General features: G+C 72.7%; 17 protein-coding genes. 9 read left to right on the top strand and 8 right to left on the bottom strand.

Annotated elements, in window-relative coordinates:
• Positions 1-22 precede the first annotated feature (22 nt).
• Both WMF12_RS01515 and WMF12_RS01510 read right to left on the bottom strand, forming a co-directional pair.
• A complete protein-coding gene (locus tag WMF12_RS01515; protein WP_437860646.1) occupies positions 23-1,357 on the bottom strand; it encodes a LysM peptidoglycan-binding domain-containing protein in 1,335 nt (444 codons plus the stop codon).
• The gene (locus WMF12_RS01510; protein ID WP_437743818.1) at positions 1,354-1,761 is read right to left on the bottom strand and encodes a hypothetical protein; all 408 of its coding nucleotides are present in this window, start codon (positions 1,759-1,761) and stop codon (positions 1,354-1,356) included. The genes WMF12_RS01515 and WMF12_RS01510 overlap by 4 nt, the downstream gene beginning before the upstream one ends.
• Positions 1,762-1,975: 214 nt before the next feature.
• Here WMF12_RS01510 and WMF12_RS01505 point away from each other — a divergent pair, with 214 nt between their 5' ends.
• The 4 genes from WMF12_RS01505 (at position 1,976) to WMF12_RS01490 (ending at position 5,050) form a co-directional block, all read left to right on the top strand.
• Positions 1,976-2,491 (top strand): hypothetical protein, encoded by a 516-nt coding sequence (locus WMF12_RS01505; RefSeq protein ID WP_437860630.1) that lies wholly within the window; start codon positions 1,976-1,978, stop codon positions 2,489-2,491.
• Positions 2,488-3,114, top strand: a complete 627-nt coding sequence (gene ruvA / locus WMF12_RS01500; protein ID WP_437860623.1) for a Holliday junction branch migration protein RuvA — start codon at positions 2,488-2,490, stop codon at positions 3,112-3,114. The genes WMF12_RS01505 and ruvA overlap by 4 nt, the downstream gene beginning before the upstream one ends.
• A 349-nt stretch (positions 3,115-3,463) precedes the next feature.
• Positions 3,464-4,561, top strand: coding sequence for an FHA domain-containing protein (locus WMF12_RS01495; protein ID WP_437743815.1), 1,098 nt, complete (start codon positions 3,464-3,466; stop codon positions 4,559-4,561).
• Positions 4,562-4,651: 90 nt separating this feature from the next.
• Entirely contained in the window at positions 4,652-5,050 is a 399-nt protein-coding gene (locus WMF12_RS01490) for a (deoxy)nucleoside triphosphate pyrophosphohydrolase (protein ID WP_012232930.1), read from the top strand.
• Between the two features lie 13 nt (positions 5,051-5,063).
• Here the strand turns inward: WMF12_RS01490 and WMF12_RS01485 are convergent, their stop codons facing one another.
• From WMF12_RS01485 to WMF12_RS01475, 3 genes are all read right to left on the bottom strand, one after another.
• Entirely contained in the window at positions 5,064-6,122 is a 1,059-nt protein-coding gene (locus WMF12_RS01485) for a FecCD family ABC transporter permease (protein WP_437860589.1), read from the bottom strand.
• Positions 6,123-6,130: 8 nt separating this feature from the next.
• The gene (locus WMF12_RS01480; RefSeq protein WP_437743813.1) at positions 6,131-7,030 is read right to left on the bottom strand and encodes a type III pantothenate kinase; all 900 of its coding nucleotides are present in this window, start codon (positions 7,028-7,030) and stop codon (positions 6,131-6,133) included.
• Between the two features lie 101 nt (positions 7,031-7,131).
• Positions 7,132-7,773: an O-methyltransferase gene (locus tag WMF12_RS01475; protein ID WP_437743812.1), complete on the bottom strand. Its 642-nt coding sequence runs from the start codon at positions 7,771-7,773 to the stop codon at positions 7,132-7,134.
• Positions 7,774-7,866: 93 nt separating this feature from the next.
• Between WMF12_RS01475 and WMF12_RS01470 the strand changes: the two genes are divergently transcribed.
• Positions 7,867-8,586: a hypothetical protein gene (locus WMF12_RS01470; protein ID WP_437860558.1), complete on the top strand. Its 720-nt coding sequence runs from the start codon at positions 7,867-7,869 to the stop codon at positions 8,584-8,586.
• Entirely contained in the window at positions 8,499-9,101 is a 603-nt protein-coding gene (locus WMF12_RS01465; protein ID WP_437860554.1) for a hypothetical protein, read from the top strand. Before WMF12_RS01470 ends, WMF12_RS01465 begins: the two co-directional genes overlap by 88 nt.
• 115 nt (positions 9,102-9,216) lie before the next feature.
• Here the strand turns inward: WMF12_RS01465 and WMF12_RS01460 are convergent, their stop codons facing one another.
• Positions 9,217-10,107 (bottom strand): SDR family oxidoreductase, encoded by an 891-nt coding sequence (locus tag WMF12_RS01460; protein WP_437860548.1) that lies wholly within the window; start codon positions 10,105-10,107, stop codon positions 9,217-9,219.
• 437 nt (positions 10,108-10,544) lie between these two features.
• Between WMF12_RS01460 and WMF12_RS01455 the strand changes: the two genes are divergently transcribed.
• Both WMF12_RS01455 and WMF12_RS01450 read left to right on the top strand, forming a co-directional pair.
• Entirely contained in the window at positions 10,545-11,123 is a 579-nt protein-coding gene (locus WMF12_RS01455; protein WP_437860538.1) for a protoglobin family protein, read from the top strand.
• A 264-nt stretch (positions 11,124-11,387) separates the two neighbouring features.
• Entirely contained in the window at positions 11,388-12,746 is a 1,359-nt protein-coding gene (locus WMF12_RS01450) for a hypothetical protein (protein ID WP_437860522.1), read from the top strand.
• Between the two features lie 21 nt (positions 12,747-12,767).
• Here the strand turns inward: WMF12_RS01450 and WMF12_RS01445 are convergent, their stop codons facing one another.
• Together WMF12_RS01445 and WMF12_RS01440 are read right to left on the bottom strand one after the other, a co-directional pair.
• Positions 12,768-12,983, bottom strand: a complete 216-nt coding sequence (locus WMF12_RS01445) for a hypothetical protein (RefSeq protein WP_437743806.1) — start codon at positions 12,981-12,983, stop codon at positions 12,768-12,770.
• Between the two features lie 395 nt (positions 12,984-13,378).
• Positions 13,379-16,786: a DUF2126 domain-containing protein gene (locus WMF12_RS01440; RefSeq protein ID WP_437860508.1), complete on the bottom strand. Its 3,408-nt coding sequence runs from the start codon at positions 16,784-16,786 to the stop codon at positions 13,379-13,381.
• A gap of 560 nt (positions 16,787-17,346) precedes the next feature.
• Here WMF12_RS01440 and WMF12_RS01435 point away from each other — a divergent pair.
• On the top strand, positions 17,347-19,230 hold the full coding sequence (locus WMF12_RS01435) for a serine/threonine protein kinase (RefSeq protein WP_437860502.1): 1,884 nt from the start codon (positions 17,347-17,349) through the stop codon (positions 19,228-19,230).
• Positions 19,231-19,232: the final 2 nt, after the last annotated feature.

Below are 19,232 nucleotides of genomic sequence, written 5' to 3'. Positions count from 1 at the left end.
AAACGCCGCAGGCGGTCGATCATCAGAGGCCCTTGCGCGAGATCAGCACCGCGTCCCGCTCGACCTCGTACATCGCGTGGGTCACGAGCGCCGCAGCCGTGCGCTCGCGCACATGCACGACCCGCAGCTCGGCGTAGGTCTCGTCCGGCAGCAGCTCCTCGTCGACGCCGAACTTCGGCTCGTCGACCTGCGCCGGACGCTCGTCCTGCACCCGCGGCCGGACCGTGGCCAGCCTGCCCGCGCCCCCGATCTGCTGCAGCCAGCGGTCGCCCCGCCGGACCGCGAAGAAGCGCTGCCCCGGCTTCACGCCGTCCTTCTCGCCCTTGTCGATGAACACCACCTGGTGCTGCCCGACGAGCTGGTAGGGGTAGACGGCCGCGATGATCTTCGCCTCGAGATCCGCCTCGGCGCCCACCGGCGGCACCACGTCGAGGCGCCGCAACACCGCGCCGACCCTGTCCGTGCGCTCGACCACGTCGAGCGACTCGATGAGCCGCGCGCGCACCATGTGCGTCTTCGGGTTGTAACGATCCACGCGCGCCGTGCCGCGCACCGTCACGAGCTCGCCCTTCACGTCCCCGCTCTTCACCTTCTTGATCTCGCGGAAGATCGTCAGCTCCTGGCCGATCGCGACCTCGTGATCGTCCGAGAGGCGGAGGTAGACGTCGTCGCCCTCGCTGAGGAGCATCTGGTCGTCGGGGCTCGCGACGAGCTCCCCCCACGTGTCCTTCTTCACGTCGTCGACCCAGCCGAGCTCGCGCAGGAAGATCGTCTTCGACGGCACGCGCCCCCCTCGCCCCAGCTGGTTCGCGCCGAACCCGATGCTGCCGCGGGTCGGGCCCTCGCTCGGGTCGCGGAGCCGGATCCGGTCGCCCGGGTAGATCCAGTGCGGGTTCTGGAGCTGCGGGTTCAGCGCCCAGACCTGCGGCCACGCGTAGGGGTTCGTGTAGTACCTGCCCGAGATGTCCCAGAGCGTGTCGCCGCGCCGCACCGAGTGCGACTCGGGCACGAACTGCCCCTCGACGACGTAGCTGCCGTTCGCGCCGCCCTTCACCGAGGCGGGGCCCTCGCTCCGGCGGCCCAGATCGAAGCCGTCCGACGGGCGGGACGTGTCCGTCGTGCCCCGCGAGCTCGAGGGCAGGTGGGCGTTCGGATCGAACCCCGGCTGCGGATAACCCGGCACCACGACCTGCGTCTCGACGGTCGGCTCGGCCCTCGGGAGCTGGACCACGGTGACGCCCGGCGCCTGGCCGGCGCCCTCTTCGCCGCCCTGCTGGTCCTGAGCGCGCGCCAGCGGCGGCGCGGCGACGATCGGCAGGGAGACCAGGACCAGCGTTGCCTTCGCGGGGAACTTCATCGCTTGCGCCTCGACAGGGTGGAGGGGGGCGGGCTCGGCGGCGACGACCCGCCCGGGGGCTCTTCGATCACGGCGCCGTTCGCGGTCGAGCGGAGCACCGGCGGCCGCGCGCCGTCGTCCTCCGGCGCGAGCCGCACCACCTCGAGGTCAGGCCTGTCCGGCTCCTCCGGGGGCGCGGCGCGCGCCCCGGCCTCGTCAGGGCGCGCCGCGCTGCGGGCGCCGCCCTGCGAGCGCTCGAGCGAGCCCACACGATCCGCGAGCACCGCGTTCTCCGCGCGCACCCTGACGAGCTCCGCGCGCAGCTCGGAGAGCTGTCGTTCGACAGCGTCCCGCCCTCCGCCGCAACCGACGTTGAGCGCGGCGAGCGCGAGCGCCATCGCGCCGATGCCCAGGCCAATCCTCATGGGACGCCCAGCCTACCCGCCGCCGCGCCGGCCGGCCAAACGCGCGGCGATCTCCGCGCCCCGCGACGGGACGCCGCGCCCCCCGACGGGGCAACGCGCCGCGCGCGCCGCGCCGGAACAACCGCACGCGACCCGAGGTGGGCGGCGCGACGTCACGCGTTACGGAGCGCGCGCAGTTCTGCTAGGGTCCCAGCCCGAGATCTGGGTGCGAGGGGTGAACGTGCGGAAATTCTTCCTGATTTTCCTTGTCGCGACGGCTTGCGCCGGCGCCGGCTGCGGTGACGACGGGCCCGCGGCGACGGAGTGCTTCGACTACAGCAAGTTCGACGGCACCGCGCCCGAGGTGAGCTTCGCGGGCGAGGTCCTCCCCATCTTCCAGCGGTCCTGCGCGTTCAGCTCGACATGCCACGGCGCCGAGGCCGGCTCGGCCGGGTTCGCGTACCTCGGCCCGACGCTGAGCGAGCAGGCCACGCAGGCGCAGATCGACGCGATCGTGGCCCAGAACGTCGGCGCCGCATCGAGGGCGTCCTCCGGGATGCCGCGGATCACGGCCGGCGACCCCGCGAACAGCTTCCTCATGCACAAGCTCGACGACACCCTGAGCTGCGGGGACCTCGAGTGCGCCCCCGACGGCTGCGGGGCCCCGATGCCCTTTGGCGGCGACCTCCTGCCCTCGGCGGAGCGCGACGCCATCCGCAGGTGGATCCAGCAAGGGGCCAAGGTCAATTGATCGGCCGGCTCTCCGGCCACGTCGTGGAAGAAGGCGACGAGGGCACGGTCGTCCTCGACGTCAGCGGGGTCGGCTACGAGGTGACCGTCCCGCTCGGGGCCGTGGGGCGCGCGCGCGGCATCGCCGCGAACGCGAAGGCCGGCTCGGACGCGATCACCCTGTTCGTGCACACCCACGTGCGCGAGGACGCGCTCCTCCTGTACGGCTTCGCGACGCGCGAGGACCGGGCGGCCTTCCGCGTGCTCATCGGCATCTCCAGCATCGGCCCGAAGATCGCGATGGCCATCCTCAGCGCGCTCGGCGCGGGGGAGCTCGCCGCGGTGATCACCCGCCGAGAGACCGCGCGCCTCACCGCCATCCCCGGCGTCGGCAAGAAGACCGCCGAGCGCCTCGTCCTCGAGCTGAAGGACAAGCTCGTCCACCTCCCCGCGGCCCCGCTCTCCCCCGCGGCCCCCCCGCCCGCGGACACAGGCGCCAAGCAGGACCTCCTGCACAGCGCGCTCACCCGCATGGGCTACCGCCCGGCCGAGGCGGAGCGCGCCGTCACCGCCCTCGGCGCGCGCGTCGACAGCGCCCCGCTCGGCGACCTCGTGCGTGATGCGCTCGCGCTCCTCTCCAAGTGAGCCACGCCGCAGCCCGTCCAAGTGAGCCACGCCGCCGGCGCCCGACGAGCCCGGCAAGCCGGGCCGCTCGCGCCCGGAAAACCGCGGCCGCTTGCGCTCGACAAAACGCGGCCGCCCGCGCCCGGAAAAACGCGGCCGCCCGCGCCCGGAAAAACGCGGCCGCCCGCGCCCGGCGAGCCGCGATTTGCCGGGCGGAATCGCCCCAGCGAACGGGCGGGCGGCGGCGCGCGACCCCCCGCTTGAGGGGCGGAGGAGCGACAGACAGTCGACAGAGGGCCGCCGCGGCGAATATGCTCCCGCCGCCGTTCGCCCTGGGACCCAGTCCGGTCGCTCGTTGTGAGGAGGCGTGGTGATCACCTGCCCGAAGTGCTCCAAGGAAAATCAGGACCATTACAAGTTCTGCCTCGGCTGCGGCGCCGAGCTACCTCGCGACGTTTCGCCCAAGAAGTTCGCGGCAGGCACCCCGCCCCACGGCGTGCCGGCAGCGACGCGGGCGAAGGATTACGGCGATGAGCCGACCGCCATCGGCACGGGCGCCCAGAAGGGCCCGGCGGTCGCGCCCCCGCCGCCCGCGCTCGTCGATCCCGCGGCGTTCATCGCCCCGGCCCGCGGGGAGGACACCGGCGCCAGCAAGAAGGCCGCAGCGGCCGCGCCCGCGACGCCGGCGGCGGCCGGCGCAGGGACGGTCGTCTGTCCCCAGTGCCAGGAGCCCAACCCGCCGTCGAACAAGTTCTGCGCGCTGTGCGGCTTCAAGCTCGTCAAGCCGGCGGGCCAGGCCGCGCAGCCCTCCACGCCGGTCATCTCCACGTCGGGCGCCGCGAACGTCGTGCTGACGGCGCTCCGGGCGGACGGCACCGAGGCCGGCTCGTACACGCTGCCCACGAACCCCACGCTGGTCGGGCGCGACTCGGGCACGATCTTCGGCGGCGACAGCTATCTCTCGCCGCGCCACGCGACGTTCTCGATCAAGGGCGGGCGGCTCTTCGTCAAGGACGAGGGCTCGCTGAACGGCGTCTACCGCAGGCTGCGCAGGGACACGCCGGTGCAGCTCGACAACGGCGACGTCTTCCGCATCGGCCAGGAGATCGTCCGCGTCGAGCCGCTCTCCCCGGCGCCCACGACCCCCGACGGCGTCGAGCGCCTCGGCAGCCCCTCGAAGGGCTACGTCGCGCGGCTCGCCCTCATCATCGGCAGGGACGCGACCGGCAACGCGTTCCCGGTCCCCGACACCGGCCTGCACCTCGGGCGCGAGCGCGGCGACATCCTCTTCCCCGAGGACGGCTACGTCTCCGGGCTCCACTGCCAGATCTCGCTCCAGGGCGGCCGGCTGTTCCTCACGGACCTCGGCAGCTCGAACGGCACCTTCCTCCGCGTCCTCGGCGAGACCGAGATCACGGGCGGCGACATCCTGCTCATGGGTCAGCAACTGTTCCGCATCAACGTCTGAGCGCGCGCCAGCGGCGCCCCGAGGACGCGACCGTCCCGCTCGCACAACCCGACGCCCCATCGTACGCTCAGCAGCCCTGAGGCACTCGCCATGGAAATGGTCCGCACCATCCGCGTGGTCGCCGCCGTGATTGAACAGGACGGCCGGTACCTGATCACCCAGCGCCGGCCGACCGCCGTGCTCCCGATGCTCTGGGAGTTCCCCGGGGGACGCGTGGAGGAGACCGAGACGGACGCGGCCGCGCTGAAGCGCGAGGTCCGCCACCGGCTCGACGTCGAGATCGAGGTGGGCCAGCTGATCTCGTTCGTGAGCCACCCCTACGAGCGCTACGTCGTCGACCTGTACCTCTACGAGTGCCACATCAAGAGCGGTGAGCTCGCGTCGCTGGCCGTGAACGCGTTCCGGTGGGTCACGAGCGCCGAGTTCGATCGCTACCCGTTCACGCCGGCGGACGAGGCCAGCATGAACAAGCTCCTCGGCATGACCTGACGCGCCCGCGCCCTCACAGGCGCGGCGAGCGCCGCAGCAGCACGAGGAACATCGGCCCGCCGAGCACCGCGGTCACCGCGCCCACGGGCGGCTCCGTGCCGAGCCACCGGAACAGGAGCCGCGCGACGAGGTCGCACGTGGTGAGCAAGACCGCGCCGGCCACGAGCGACAGCGGCAGGAGCCGCCGGTGATCCGCGCCGCAGAGCCGGCGGACCGCGTGCGGGACGATCAGCCCGACGAAGCCGATGAGGCCGGTGCGGCTGACGATGGCGCCGACGATGCACGAGGACGCGAGGAAGACCCGGCGCTCGACGGCGCGGACGTCGACGCCCAGGGTCCCTGCCGACTCGTCGCCGAGCGAGAGGAGGTTCAGCCGCGCGGCGTCGGCGAGGAGCACGGCGCAGCCGGCGGCGACGTAGGCGGCGACGCCGAGGAGGGCCGAGGTCGTGGGCAGCTCGACGAAGCCGATGAGCCACCGGAGCAGCTGCTGGGCGCGCGACGGGGAGACGAGCGTCTTGAGGAAGGAGATGAGGCCCGCCGCGATGGAGTTCACGATGACGCCGGCGAGGAGCATCGAGGCGCCGGAGGTGCCCTCGGCCGCGCCGCGCGCGATGGCGTAGACGAGCACCGTCGCGACGAGGCCGCCGGCGAGCGCCGCCGCGGGCAGGAGCGTGGCGCCGAGGACGGTCGTCGCGCCGATGCCGAGCGCGATCGCGACCGCGGCGCCGAGCGCGGAGCCGCCGGAGACGCCCAGCACGTACGGCTCGGCCAGCGGGTTCCTGAGCAGCGCCTGGAACGCGGCGCCCACGGCCGCGAGGCCGGCGCCGGAGATGGCCGCGAGGAGCACGCGCGGCAGGCGCACGTCGATGAGGAGGGTCCGGTCGAGGCCGGGCTCGGCGACGGCGCGCGCGATCGAGACGGGCTCGGCGCCGAGGAGGACGGCGAGGAGGAGCGAGAGCACGAGCGCGGCGGGCGCCGCAGCGAGGACGAGCGCGCGGCGGAGGCCCCGGCCAGACGCCGGCGGCGCCGGGAGGGAGGGCGCGCTCGCTCGGCGCGGGGCGCGGACGGACACGGGCGACGTCAATCCTGGCCGCCTCCGCGCGCCGCGGGCGGCAGGGTGGCGGGCCCGCTGTTGCGCTCGGCGTTCCGCTCGTAGATGAGGCGCAGCCCGGTGAGCGTCAGGTCGTCGTCGACCCCCTCGATGGTCTCGGTCTGCGGCGCGATGAGCCGCGCCAGGCCGCCCGTGGCGATGACCCGGCACGGGTAGCCGAGCTCCCGCCGGAGGCGGCCCACGAGCCCGTCGACGAGCCCCGCGTAGCCGTACACGATGCCCGACTGCATCGAGTGGACGGGGTTGCGGCCGACGACCCGGGGCGGGAGCGCGATCTCGACGCGGGACAGCCGCGCGGCGCGGGAGAAGAGCGCCTCGGCGCTGATCTGGATGCCCGGCGCGATGACGCCGCCCAGGTACTCTCCCTTCGGGGTCACGCAGTCGAACGTCGTCGCCGTGCCGAAATCGACGACGATGACGCCGGCGGCGGCGTGATCCCCCCGGTCGGGCTCGGCCGCGTGCGCTCGCGCCGGCGCGGCGCGGGGCGCGGGTTCGGGCTGCCGCCGCACCCACTCGTGCGCCGCGACCGCGTTGACGATCCGGTCGGCGCCGACCTCGCGCGGGTTCTCGTAGAGGATGGCCATGCCGGTCTTGATGCCAGGCCCCACGACGAGCGGCTCGATCCCGAACGCCCGCTCGACGAGCCCCACCATCGTGTCGGTCAGCGTCGGCACGACGCTCGCGACGATCGCGCTGTCGATGCGGGCGAGGTCGACGCGGCGGAGGTCGAGCATCTGCCGGACGAGCACGGCGTACTCGTCCGAGGTGCGGGAGCGCGCGCTCTCGCAGCGGAGGTGGTGCTGGAGCACCTCGCCCTCCAGCACCCCGAAGCTGATGTTGGTGTTCCCGACGTCGATGGCGAGCAGCATGCTGGCCCGACTCTAGCGCCGCGCGCCCGGGATCCGGCCAGGATTTCGGACGCGCCACCGGCGCTCGCGGCGCGCTGCCGCACGCCCGCCGCGCCCGACCTTCAGCGCTTGCGCGCGAGCGTCACCCCGTCGCGCACGGTGAGCATGACCTTCTCGACCCGGGGATCGCGGAAGACGAGATCGTTGAAGGCGGCGATGGCGCGGCCGTCCGCGCTCTCGGGGGCGAGGACCTCGCCGCTCCAGAGGGTGTTGTCGGCGACGATCAGCCCGCCGCGGCGGCAGCGCGGGAGGACCTCCTCGTAGTAGGCCGGATACCGCTCCTTGTCGGCGTCGATGAACACGAGATCGAAGGCAGGGCTCGCCGGCATGGCGCGGAGGGTGGCGAGCGCGTCGCCGAGCGCGATCCGGATCTTCCCGCCGTGCTCGCTGCGGTCGAAGAACGATCGGGCGATGCGGGCCACCTCGGGGTCGCGATCGCACGTGATGAGCTCGCCATCCGGCGGGAGCGCCTCGGCCATGCTGAGCGCCGAGTAGCCGGTGAACGTCCCGATCTCGAGCACCCGGCGCGCCTGCATGAGCGCGACCAGCATCCTGAGCAGGGAGCCTTCGACCCGCCCGACCTGCATGACCGCCCTCGGCTCGTGGGCCAGGGTGAACTCGCGCAGCTCATCGAGGAGCGCGGGCGGCGGCTCGGAGTGGTCGTGAACGTAGCGATCCAGCTCTGGATTGACGATAGCGATCATGGCGAGGTTCCTCGGCGAGGCACCGTAGCATCGGTGCGCGCTCCCTCCTCACCTCACCTTGAGCCGCCGGCGGCCTTCGCGGTAGCGTCGACCATGGCCTTCTCTTCCTGGAAGACGTGCGCCGCAGCGGCGCTCCTGGCCGCGGCCTGCAGCTCGACGGACGGCAGCCCCGGGGCGGGCGGCGCTGGCAGCGCCGGCACGGGCGGCTCCGGCGGGGGCACGGGCGGCTCCGGCGGCGCCGGCATGGGCGGCGCCGGCGGGGGCGCGGGCGGCTCCGGTGGCGCCGGCGCCGGCGTGGCGAGCTCCACGGCGGCCGGCGGCGGCGCGGGGGGAGAGGCGGTCTACGACTGCGCGTCGCTCGGCGATCCGTGCACGACCTGCCTCGCCCTGCGCTGCCAGGAGAGCTATTGCGCGTGCCAGCGGAGCGCGGAGTGCGCCGCGCTGGGCAACTGCCTCCTCGGCTGCGAGGCGGAGGACGTGGCTTGCGAGCAGGCGTGCCTGACGGCGCACCGGGCGGGCATCTCGGGCATCTTCCTCGAGGGCGGCTGCGCGTCCGAGCGGTGCAGCGCGCAATGCCCATCGCGAGACGCGCTGTCCCCTTGCGCGTCCTGCCGGTTGACAGGGTGCGCAGCCGAGATGAACGCGTGTGTCGCCGAGCCGTCGTGCAGGGCAATGCTCGCGTGCGTGGATGCGTGCCGTGCGGACGGAGATGGCTGCCTGGAGGTGTGCTCGGCGATGCACGCGGACGGCGTGCAGGCTGCCGGGGCGGTCTTCGCATGCGAAGAGGCGCGGTGCGGGACGGATTGCGAGTGACCGGTGAGCCGCCGCGGGCCGCCATGCCGCGCGGCGTCGCGGGGGTCGACGCCCTGGGCGAACAGGCATACCCTTCCGTCGTGGCCTTCCTCGGATTGCGCGAGATCGAGCGGGACCCGTACACGGTCGTCCATCACGACCCCGCTCAGCAGCTCGTGTTCATCAAGCGATATTCGCTGAACTATCCGAGCATCGCGGCGATCGAGCTGAGCTTCGAGCGCATTGATCGGTCGCTCGAGGCGATCGCCAGGCGGCGCACGCTCCTGCTCGTCGACGCCCGCGACGCACCGCTGCGCAACGACGACGGATTCGAGAATGCGTTCGCGCACTGTCACACGAGGCTGACGCAAGGTTTCAAGAAGACCGCGGTCCTCCTGAAGAGCGCGACCGGTGTGCTCCAGCTCGCCCGGCTTTCGAAGGGCTATGAAAAACCGATGGGTATTTTCACCCGCCCCGAGGACGCGCTCCACCACCTCGGCGTCAGCGTCGATCTGAAGCAGCTCACCGATCCCTGACGCATCCCGCCGCCCCAGAGCGGGGCTCACCCGCGCACGAAATCAGCGAAATCAGCAGGACCAGCAGAAGCACGGAATCTCCGCCCCAGAGCGGGGCGCAGAGCGGGTGAGCCCCTCAAGAGAGCGGTTTGCCGCCGGTTACGCCCAGGACCTCGCCGTTGACGTAGCTCGCCTCGTTCGAGGCAAGGAACACGAACGCCGGGGCGAGCTCGGCCGGCTGCGCCGGGCGCTCCATTGGATGATTCTTGCCGAAGGTGGCCACCTTCTCCTTGTCGAACGATTGCTGGATGAGCGGCGTCCACACGGGCCCGGGCGCCACGACGTTGACGCGGATGCCACGCTCGATGAGGTCCTGCGCCAGGCCCTTGCTGAAGGTGACGATCGCCCCCTTCGTGGACGCGTAATCGAGGATATTCGGGCTCGGCTGGTACGCCTGGATCGAGGCGACGTTGATGATCGAGCCGCCTTCCTTCATGTGCGGCAGCGCGTACCGGATCATGTGGAACATGGCCAGGATGTTGACGCGGAAGGTGCGCTCGAGGCGCGCTGCGTCGATGTCCTCGAACCGCTCGACGGCCTTGCCCTGCTCCGCCGCGTTGTTCACCAGGACATCGATGCGCCCGAATTTACGCGCCACCTCCTCGACCACCTTCCGGCAATGGGCCTCGTCGGCCAGGTCGCCGGGTAGCGTGAGCGCCTCGCGCCCGGCCTCCTTGATGACCCGCGCCGTCTCCTTCGCGTCCTCGTGCTCGCTCAGGTAGGAGATGGCCACGTGGGCCCCCTCGCGGGCGAACGCGAGCGCGACGGCGCGGCCGATCCCGCTGTCCCCTCCGGTGATCAGCGCAATGCGGTCCTTCAGCCGGCCGAGCCCCTTGTACGACGACTCGCCGTAATCGGGCCTCGGCTCCATCTTGGCTTCGATTCCGGGACGCTCCTGTGTCTTGCCTTCGAAAGGCGGCTTCGGGCCCGCGCCTTTCGGATCCGCTGTCGGTCCAGTGTTCTGCATAACCTCCTCCTGACGCTGCGCTGTGGTGAGAGGCCGAACGCGCTCCCACCGAACCCTGGCCATAAGGGCGGCGGCGCAGCCCAGCCATCGGTGGCCGCCTGCTCTCCGGATCGGAGCTCCCCCTACCAACACCGGCGCGGCGACCAGCGAGCAGCGCGCGCCGTCGGATCCCCGCCGGGCGCTCCCGAGCGGACACGGCGGCAGACCTCTCTCGGCGATCGACGTGGATGGTCGTGGATCGACGTGATGGGCGTGGATCGACGTGATGGACGTGATGGACGTGATGGACGTGATCGAGCAGACGGCGCGCGCCCTGTCGCGCGGTACCGCCGCGGCCTGTTACGTCAAGGCTTGACAGGCGACAGCTGGTCCGGTGTCTTCACCCTGCGTTGTCTCGCGGCACGCCGCCGGCGAAGACGCGGAGGAGAACCGTCGTGATGAAACACGTCGACGAGAGCCGTCTGGAGTCAGATCTCGAGTATCGGTTCGGGTACCTCATCGAGTTTGTCGGCTTCGGCGAGGCGGACATCGCGGCGATCCACGGCGCCGCGCCGCACCTCGCCCCTCGGGTCGAGGCGCTCGTCAACGCGGTGTACGAGAAGCTGTTCCTCTACGACGCCACGAAGCGCCACTTCGTGCCGAAGCAGCATGGCTACGAGGGGGCGCCCCCGGCCGACCTCGCGTCGCTCACGCTGGACCACGAGCAGATCAAGTTCCGCAAGCAGCACCTCTCAACCTACCTCGTCCGGCTCGTGACCCACCCGTATGATCCGAAGATGGTCGCCTACCTCGACATGGTGGGGAAGATCCACACCGCGAAGGCCGGCAATCCCGAGGTCGTCGTCCCGCTCGTGCAGATGAACGCGCTCATGGGCTTCGTGTCGGACGCCCTGCTCCAGACCATCCTGTCGCTGGGCCTCGATCGGGAAGCCGAGGTGCGCACGCTCCGCGCGTTCAACAAGCTGCTCTGGCTCCAGAACGACCTCCTCGCGCGCCACCACCTCTCGGCGGCCTGATCCCCCTCCCCTTCCGGCCATGCGTCGCCCGCCGGGACGGACCGCAGCGGCGGGCTGCGCGCCGGCATCCCGGGGGCGGCGGCGCGTCGAGCGGACGGCCCATTGCGCAATCGCGCGACCGTTTGCGCAAGCGCACAACGGCGCGCGCTGCGCCGCCCCGCCGCGCGCGCCACGCGCCGGCGGGGGCGCCTTCGGATCGCCTGGATCGGCCGGGAACGCCGAGACGAGGAGCCCGGCACATGCGGTGCTAGGCGCCCGCCCACCATGAACCGATTCTTCGATGGCATCGCTCTTCTCGTGGGGCTGTCCGTCATCCCGACGATCGCCGGCTGCAGCGACGAGCCATCCGAGGAGGAGCGCCGCTTCGCCCGGCTCGCGAAGCGCGCCGAGCAGGTGCGCGAGCTGTCGTTCCGCCACGCCGTGCCGGTCGTCACGATCACGCGGGACGAGTTCGAGGCGGACCAGGAGGCGGCCGCGGCCACCGCCGAGGAGGACGATCTCGCGGAGATGGCCGCGACCTACGGCCGGCTCGGCTACTTCGCCGTCGACGCGGACCTTCGGGAGACGCTGGCTCGCTCGGGGGACTGGGCCGCTGCGTGGTACTCTTCCGAGAGCAACGGCATCGTGCTCATCGGCGAGGTGGACGACTCTGTTCTCATCCACGAGTATGTGCACGGGCTCCAGGATCAGCATTTCGACCTGGCGCCGGACCAGGACGACGCGCTGACGAGCGACGCGTTCCTCGCGCAGCGGGCGGTCACCGAGGGCGACGCGACGCTCGCGGAGGGGCGCTTCATCATGCAGGAGCACCTCGACGCCGATCTGCACCTCGTGGACTGGGGCCCGCTCCTGTCCTCGGTGCATGCGCGCCGGGAGGAGCTCCTCGCCGGGAGCGAGCTCCCCCTCTTGTTCATGGCGTATCCATCGTTCGCCTACAGCTTCGGGCTCGAGTACTGCGCCCACAACCTGACCGGCGCGAGCGCGGCGACGCCCGCCATCGACAGGCTCCCGCCGTTCGACTGGTCGAGCGAGGACGCGCTCTTCACGACGCGGGCGCCCACGAGCACCCAGCAGATCCTCACCCTCGACGCCCAGGACCCCGAGGTCGGCGTCGGCCTGGACGAGATGCCGTCCACGCTCGACGACCGGCTCGAGCGGCTCGACTGGGACACCCTCGGTGAGTGGCTCACCTACCTGCTCCTGCGCCCGCTCGAGGGCGCGCCCGATATCGGCGACATGCGCGCGCTGGCCGCGGCCTGGGACGGCGATCGCGCCCTGTTCGTGCGCGATCGGAAGACGGACGCGATCGGCACGGCGTGGGCGTCGGCGTGGGACGACGCCGGCGCCGCGGCGGGCGTCGAGGCCGCGCTGTGGCAGCTCTACGACGGCTCGCCGATCGCCGGCGACGAGCCGCGGCTCGGCCGCGCCGGCGACGGCGAGCTCATCTGGATCGAGCGCAGGGAAGAGCGCGTGGTCGCCCTCAAGAACGTCGACGAGGCGCTCATGCCCTCGCTCGCCGAGGCCGCCTTTCCCTCCGGGATCCGGCCGATGCGGCACATGATCCGGACGCGCCCGTCGCTCGCGGCCAGGCTCTCGCGGCGCCTGGCCGGGCGACATCACTGAACCAGCGACGGCGCGGCGCGCTCAGATGCAGAGCGAGTCGCAGTCGTGATCTTCTTCGCACGCCGCGACGCAATCGCCGTCGTCGTCGCACGCCGCGATGCAATCGTCTCGATCCGTCGAACACGCCGTGATGCAGTCGTCCTCGCCTTCGTCCTTGTCGTCGTCCGAGTCGACGAAACAGCCGGCGGCCAGGGGAATCGTGGAGACCAAGAGCACTGCGAGCACCTTGCGCAACATGGGTTGTCCTCCTTCGTGGTGTACTGTCCGCATGCGATGCAGGGGACATCGAACACTCAAGCAGGGGGCGTACCAACCGCTGTTCTGACGCGACTCACCCGTTGGGCCGCGGACCTGGAGAGCCGTTATGCCGCGCAAAGCGAGCTCGGCGCCGGAGCTCCGGGTCACCCGAGCGCCCCGGCCGGCGGACGTGGGGTATCCCGCGAGAAGGCAAATCGCCACAGCGGAGGAGGCCATGGCGGCGCTCGGCGCCCTCGGCGCCGGGATTTTCCGCGCGGCGCCGAGGGCGTGCGCGCTGGGTCAAAGTGTCACACCCGGCTCGACCGTGAGCCCCGGACCTCCGTCCAGGTGAGCCTCCGGCCGCGCCGGGTCTCACCGGGGCGCGGCCCCGCAGCTCACCCCTCGTCCTCGGCCTTCTGCGGCTTGGGCGGCGGCCGGTCCACGGCGTAGCGCCGCAGATCCAGCGTGTAGGGCGCGTCCCCGTGCGCGATCGCCTGCTTCGCGGTCACCGGCCAGGGCGTCGGCCCCTCGATCGTGAACCGCTGCGCGCGCCGCGCCGACGCCTCGAACCGCGTGAGCGGCGCGCCGTCGAAGGCGCGGCCCTCGGGGTGCCACACGTGATAGGCGCACGCGCCGATCGAGCGCTTGCCCCACGTGTCCAGGATGTCGATGTGGACCGGGTGGTGGATGCCGATGTGCGCGTGCAGGCTGTGCGGCGGCGCCCAGGCGCGGAACCGCACGCCGCCCACGTGCTCGCCCGCCGTCCCCGTCGGCCGGAGCGGCAGCACGTGGCCGTTCACGAGCACCGTGTGGCGCTCCGGCGTGAGCCCCTGCACGCGCACCTCGATGCGCTCCATCGACGAGTCCACGTAGCGCGACGTGCCCGTCGTCGTCAGCTCCTCGCCGAGCACGTTCCACGGCTCGATCGCGTTGCGCACCTCCAGCACCACGTCGCCGGCGTGCAGCGTGCCCACCACCGGGCAGCGCAGCTCGATGAACGGCCGGTACGCGTCCGCGGGCAGGGCGAGCCCGCGCTGCTTCAGGTGATCGAGCACGTCCTCGAAGTCGCGCCACAGGTAGTACGGCAGGAGGAAGCGGTCGTGCAGCGCCTGGCCCCAGCGCACGAGCCGGCCCGAGTACGGCTCCTCGGCGAACGAGGCGAGGAGCGTGCGGACGAGGAGCGCCTGGGCGACCGCCATCCGGAAGTGCGGCGGCATCTCGAAGGCGCGCAGCTCGATGAGCCCCTGCCGGCCGTGCGCCGTCTGCGGATCGAACAGCTTGTCGATGCTCACCTCGGCGCGGTGCGTGTTGCCCGTCATGTCCACGAGCAGGTGGCGGAACAGGAGGTCCGAGAGCCACGCCGGCTCGTTCTGCCGGCGCTCGAACGCGCGCGAGAGCGCGATCTCCAGCTCGTAGAGGTTCTCGTGGCGCGCCTCGTCCACGCGCGGCGCCTGCGACGTCGGGCCGACGAAGAGGCCGGCGAACATGTACGAGAGCGACGGGTGGTGCTGGTTGAACGTGAGCAGGCTGGCCAGGAGATCCGGCCGGCGCAGGAAGGGGCTCGAGAGCGGCGTCGGGCCGCCGAACGTGAGGTGATGGCCGCCCCCGCTCCCCGCCATGCGCCCGTCGACCAGGTATTTTTCGCAGTGCAGGCCGGTGTGGAGCGACGCGTCGAACACCGTCTCGAGGAGCGACGCGTACGCGCGCACCCCGTCGGAGGGCGGCAGGTTCACCTCGAGCACGCCCGGGTCCGGCGTCACCGAGAAACGAAGCACGTTGGCGCCGGCCGGGGGCGGGTACCCCTCGAGCAGCACGTCGATGCCCGTCTCCTGCCGGGTCGCGTCGATCGCGGCGATGAGCTCGAAGAAGTCGGCCGGCGAGAGGAGCGGCGGCAGGAAGACATGGACGATGCCGTCGCGCGTCTCGACGCAGAGCGCCGTGCGCACGCCATAGCCCGATCGCCCCGCGGCGGGCGCGGCGCGCTGGGCGCGCTTGTCCTCGGGGGCGTGCCGCTGGGCCGCGCGCGCGCGCGCCGTCTCGGCGTGCTCCGGGTCGCCGTCGCCGTCCAGGAGCTGGACGCGGCGCTGTCTCTCTTCCTCCTCGTCGGCCTCGGGCTCGCCGCGCCGCGGGTCCTGCGGCGACACGAGCTCCTCGATCGGCGGCGGCGGGGCCACCGCGACGAGCGAGCGGAGCGGGAGGCGCAGGCCGATGGAGCTGTCGCCCGGGAGCAGGAAGAGGTGCCCGCGCCGGAAGCCCCAGCGCTCGCTGATCCACGACCCCCACTGGCGCGCGAGGGGCAGGACGAAGCCGACCTCGCGCCCGAGCCCGCGATCGAGGACCCGCGCGAGGCGCCGCCGCTCCTCCGGGTCGTCGAGGTTCGCCTTGAGCGGGTCGACGTCGGTGGGCAGGCTCGCCTCGTCCTGGAGGTGGCGCCAGGGGTCCTCGAGGGCCGGCATCAGGAAGTCGGCCAGCCCGAGCCGCGCCGCGAGCGCGTCGGCGAACTTCCGCGAGAGCTCGACGCCGCGCCCGCGCGACGCGCTGGTCGCCGGATCGGCGTGGCGCGCCTGGGACATCTCGGTCCAGATCGGGACGCCGTCGCGCCGGCCGATGATCTCGAGCGCCCAGCGGGGCAGGCTCTCGCCGGGGTAGTGCTTGCCGGCGCGGAGCAGCAGGACGCCGCCCGGCGTGATCCGGCGCCGGAGCTCGTGCGCGAGCCGGAGCCCTTGCGACCACTTCGTCGGGCCGAGCGCGCCCTCGCACCACTCGGGCGCGTCCGGGTACTCGCGCGAGTTGAACGTCGGCTCGCCGCCCATCGTCAGGGAGAAGCCTGCGGCGGCGAGCCGCTCGTCCGCGCGATCCGCCACGGACAGGAGCTCCTGCCACACGGGCTCCTCGTAGGGCGTGGTGGGCCTCGGCTCGTGGCCGAGCCGCCCGACCTTCATCTCGAAGGTCACATCGGTCGCGCGCGTGTCGCTCGTGCCCTCGACCGGCGCCGCGAGCGCGGGCGAGGCGGTGCAGGCGAGCGGGATGTGGCCTTCGCCGCAGAGCAGGCCGCTCGTCGCGTCGAGGCCGATCCAGCCTGCGCCCGGGAGGTAGACCTCGGCCCACGCGTGCAGGTCGACGACGTCGCGGCTCACGCCGCGCGGCTGGTCGGGGATCATCCCCTCGTCCGTGAGCTGCACGAGGTAGCCGCTCACGAAGCGCGCGGCGAGCCCGCGCGACCGGAGCGCCGCGATGAGCAGCACCGCCGAGTCGCGGCAGCTGCCGCGCCCTTGCGCGAGCGTCTCCTCCGGCGTCCAGATGCCGGCCTCCTCGCGGATGACGTACTTGATGCGCCGGTTCACGGCGGTGTTCAGCGCGACGAGGAGCGACACGGTGTCGCCCTTCGAGGGTAGCCCGGCGAGGAACTCGTCGAGCAGCGGACCGCGGGCGAACGAGGGGTCGGCGCTGTCGAGGAAGGGGGCCAGGTCCTGCTTGAGCTCGGCCGGATACGCGAACGGGACCTCCTTCGCGCGCTCGTCGAGGAAGAAGTCGAACGGGTTCACGGGGCGCACGCTGACCGCGAGCTCGACCAGGACGTCGAAGTGAGGGACGCGCTCGCCCGCGGGCAAGAGCACCCGCGCGACGTGGTTGCCATACGGGTCCTGCTGCCAGCGCGCCGCGATCGGCGGGTCGATCTTCAGGCTGTACGACTCGATCTTCGCCTTCGCGTGCGTCGCGGGCCGCAGCCGGATGAGCTGCGGGCCGAGCGAGGCGGGGCGGGGATAATTGTAACGGGTCCGGTGCTGGATGAGCAGGCGCACGGTGGTTTGTCTCCGGGGGTGGCCCTATCCAACCAGAAGTGCCCCCTTCCGTCTCGCCTTCCGTGACGCGCGTGAAGGGCGCTGCGAGATCGTTTCGAGGACGATTCGGCCAGGGATCGACGGCGTGGCGGCGCGTGGGCGCGAGCGTGCGGCGGGCGAGCGCGCGGGCATGCGGCGGGCGAGCGCGTCGCGGCGCGAGCGCGTGACGGTGCGTGAACGCGAGCGCACCGCGGCGCGCGGACGCGATACCACGAGCGTCCGACGGCGATCCTGGCGCAACGCGACCGCACGGCGGCGCGAGCGTCTGACGGAGCGACCGCACAGCGACGCGAGCGTCTGACGGAGCTACCGCACAGCGACGCGAGCGTCTGACGGAGCTACCGCACAGCGACGCGGCCTCGCGACGGCGCGAGCCGCGTGACGAGGCGACCGTGCGGCGGCACAAAAACAGCGTGCTGCGGCGCCTTTGGCGCCGTTCTGTCCGCCTCGCCACGCCGCGCCCCGACACCGGCGCCGCCCACGCTTGCCGTCCGAGGGCGAAGCGGTGATCATCGCCGGCAGTGTCGGGTTCGGAGACGAAACAGCCCTCGCTGCCCCCGGTCGAGCCGGGGACGGTGCTCGCCGGCAAGTACCGCGTGGAGCGGGTCATCGGCCAGGGCGGCATGGGTGTGGTCGTCGAGGCCCGCCACGTCGTGCTCGACGAGCGGGTCGCCCTGAAGTTCCTGCTCCCCGCGTTCACCGAGCACCCGGAGGGGTCGGCCCGCTTCCTCCGCGAGGCGAAGGCCGGCATGAAGATCAAGAGCGAGCACGTCGCCCGTGTTTCGGACGTCGGCACGCTCGAGAACGGCGCTCCCTACATGGTCATGGAGTTCCTGATCGGGAGCGACCTGGCGCGCCTGCTCCGCGATCAAGGCGTGCTCGGCATCGAGGACGCGATCGATTACATCGCGCAGGGCAGCGAGGCGATCGTCGAGGCCCACGGGCTCGGCATCGTCCACCGCGATCTCAAGCCGGCGAACCTGTTCCTGACGGCGCGCGTCGACGGCTCGCCGCTCGTCAAGGTGCTCGACTTCGGCATCTCCAAGATGGCGACCGGCGCGGTCGACGTCCTGACGGGCACGGACGCGGCGCTGGGCTCGGCCCTGTACATGTCGCCGGAGCAGATGCGGCAGACGCGCTCGGTGGATCACCGGACGGACATCTATGCGCTCGGCGTCTCGCTCTACGAGCTGCTCGCCGGCAGGCAGCCGTACTTCGCGGAGACGCTGCCGCAGCTCTGCGCGGAGGTGCTGACAGGCACGCCGACGCCGCTGCGGGAGATCCGCCCCGACGTGCCCGCCGCGCTCGCGGCCGTGCTGGAGAAGGCGTACGCCCGCGAGCGCGAGCACCGGCATGCGTCGGTCGCCGAGCTCATCGTGTCGCTCGCGCCGTTCGCGCCCGCGCGCACGTACACGACCCTGGCCCGGATCGCGCGCATGGGCGGCCTGTCGCTGCACGCCGCGATCCCCGGCGGCCAGCGCGCGTCACAGCCGTCGTTCGCTGGGGTGGACTCGAGGATCCCTGGCCCGGCCGCTCGCGAGCCGTCGTGGCCGGGGCCCACCTCGCATCCCGCCTGGCAGCACGACACCGCGCAGCCGCGCCCGCCGACGCCGCTCCCCCACGGGACGCCGTTCTCGCAGGCGCCGTCGCCCGTCGCCCACGCCTCGACGCCTTACCCCCATCCATCGTCGCCGTTTTCGCACTCCCCGTCGCCGGGCAACGGCGCCTTCGGGCCTCGCCCTGCCGACGACGGCAGGCCGAGCCCGATCCCGCCGAACGGCTTCCCGGCGCCCACGCCGCAGCAGCACATCGTCCCCGGTCCGTACAGCGCGCCGATGAGCTCCCGCGCCGCCGCGACCTTCGCGTCGTCGACCCACCTCGGGATCTCGTCGGACGGGCGCCGGATCCCTGGGCTATCGGTCTCCCCTTCCGCGATCCTCGCGATCGCGCTGATCTCCGCGACCCTCCTCCTGGGGCTCATCGTCGGCAGCGTCTACATGCTCCGCCGGGGCGGCGCCGACGGGACGGAGGGCACGGCGGCGGCGCCGACGGTCGCCGTGAGCGCGACGGAGACCGCCGCGCCTGCGCCGGCGCCGACCCCCGAGCAGCCCGCGCCTGGCGCCGGGACGACGACGCCGGACGGGCCGACGATCCGACCGACAGGAGCGGCAGCCGACGCAGCGACCACGGCTGACGCAGCGGCGGCGAGCGCCTCCGCAGCCGCGAGCGCCCCCGCGCCGAACGCCGCGGCGGCCGCGAGCTCCCCCGCGGCGTCGCCGAGGACGGCGCCCACCGCCGCCCGGGGCGGCGCGCCTGCGGGGCGCACCACGCCGGCCGCCCGCCCGTCGCAAGCCACGACGACGCAGCGCCCTCCGAAGGGCATCGACCTGAACGATCCGCACTGAGC

Origin of the sequence: Sorangium sp. So ce363 (genome assembly GCF_051520435.1) — a bacterium.
GTDB classification, from domain to species: Bacteria; Myxococcota_A; Polyangia; order Polyangiales; family Polyangiaceae; genus Sorangium; species Sorangium cellulosum_B.
The sequence above is the reverse complement of the archived record's forward strand: the minus strand, read 5'-3'. Positions and strand labels throughout refer to the sequence as shown.

Bases quoted from the DNA above. Each gene is read 5' to 3' on its own strand.
- WMF12_RS01515 (WP_437860646.1), bottom strand. From the start codon at position 1,357: ATGAAGTTCCCCGCGAAGGCAACGCTGGTCCTGGTCTCCCTGCCGATC.
- WMF12_RS01510 (WP_437743818.1), bottom strand. From the start codon at position 1,761: ATGAGGATTGGCCTGGGCATCGGCGCGATGGCGCTCGCGCTCGCCGCG.
- WMF12_RS01490 (WP_012232930.1), top strand. From the start codon at position 4,652: ATGGAAATGGTCCGCACCATCCGCGTGGTCGCCGCCGTGATTGAACAG.
- WMF12_RS01480 (WP_437743813.1), bottom strand. From the start codon at position 7,030: ATGCTGCTCGCCATCGACGTCGGGAACACCAACATCAGCTTCGGGGTG.
- WMF12_RS01475 (WP_437743812.1), bottom strand. From the start codon at position 7,773: ATGATCGCTATCGTCAATCCAGAGCTGGATCGCTACGTTCACGACCAC.
- WMF12_RS01470 (WP_437860558.1), top strand. From the start codon at position 7,867: ATGGCCTTCTCTTCCTGGAAGACGTGCGCCGCAGCGGCGCTCCTGGCC.
- WMF12_RS01460 (WP_437860548.1), bottom strand. From the start codon at position 10,107: ATGCAGAACACTGGACCGACAGCGGATCCGAAAGGCGCGGGCCCGAAG.
- WMF12_RS01455 (WP_437860538.1), top strand. From the start codon at position 10,545: ATGAAACACGTCGACGAGAGCCGTCTGGAGTCAGATCTCGAGTATCGG.
- WMF12_RS01450 (WP_437860522.1), top strand. From the start codon at position 11,388: ATGAACCGATTCTTCGATGGCATCGCTCTTCTCGTGGGGCTGTCCGTC.
- WMF12_RS01445 (WP_437743806.1), bottom strand. From the start codon at position 12,983: ATGTTGCGCAAGGTGCTCGCAGTGCTCTTGGTCTCCACGATTCCCCTG.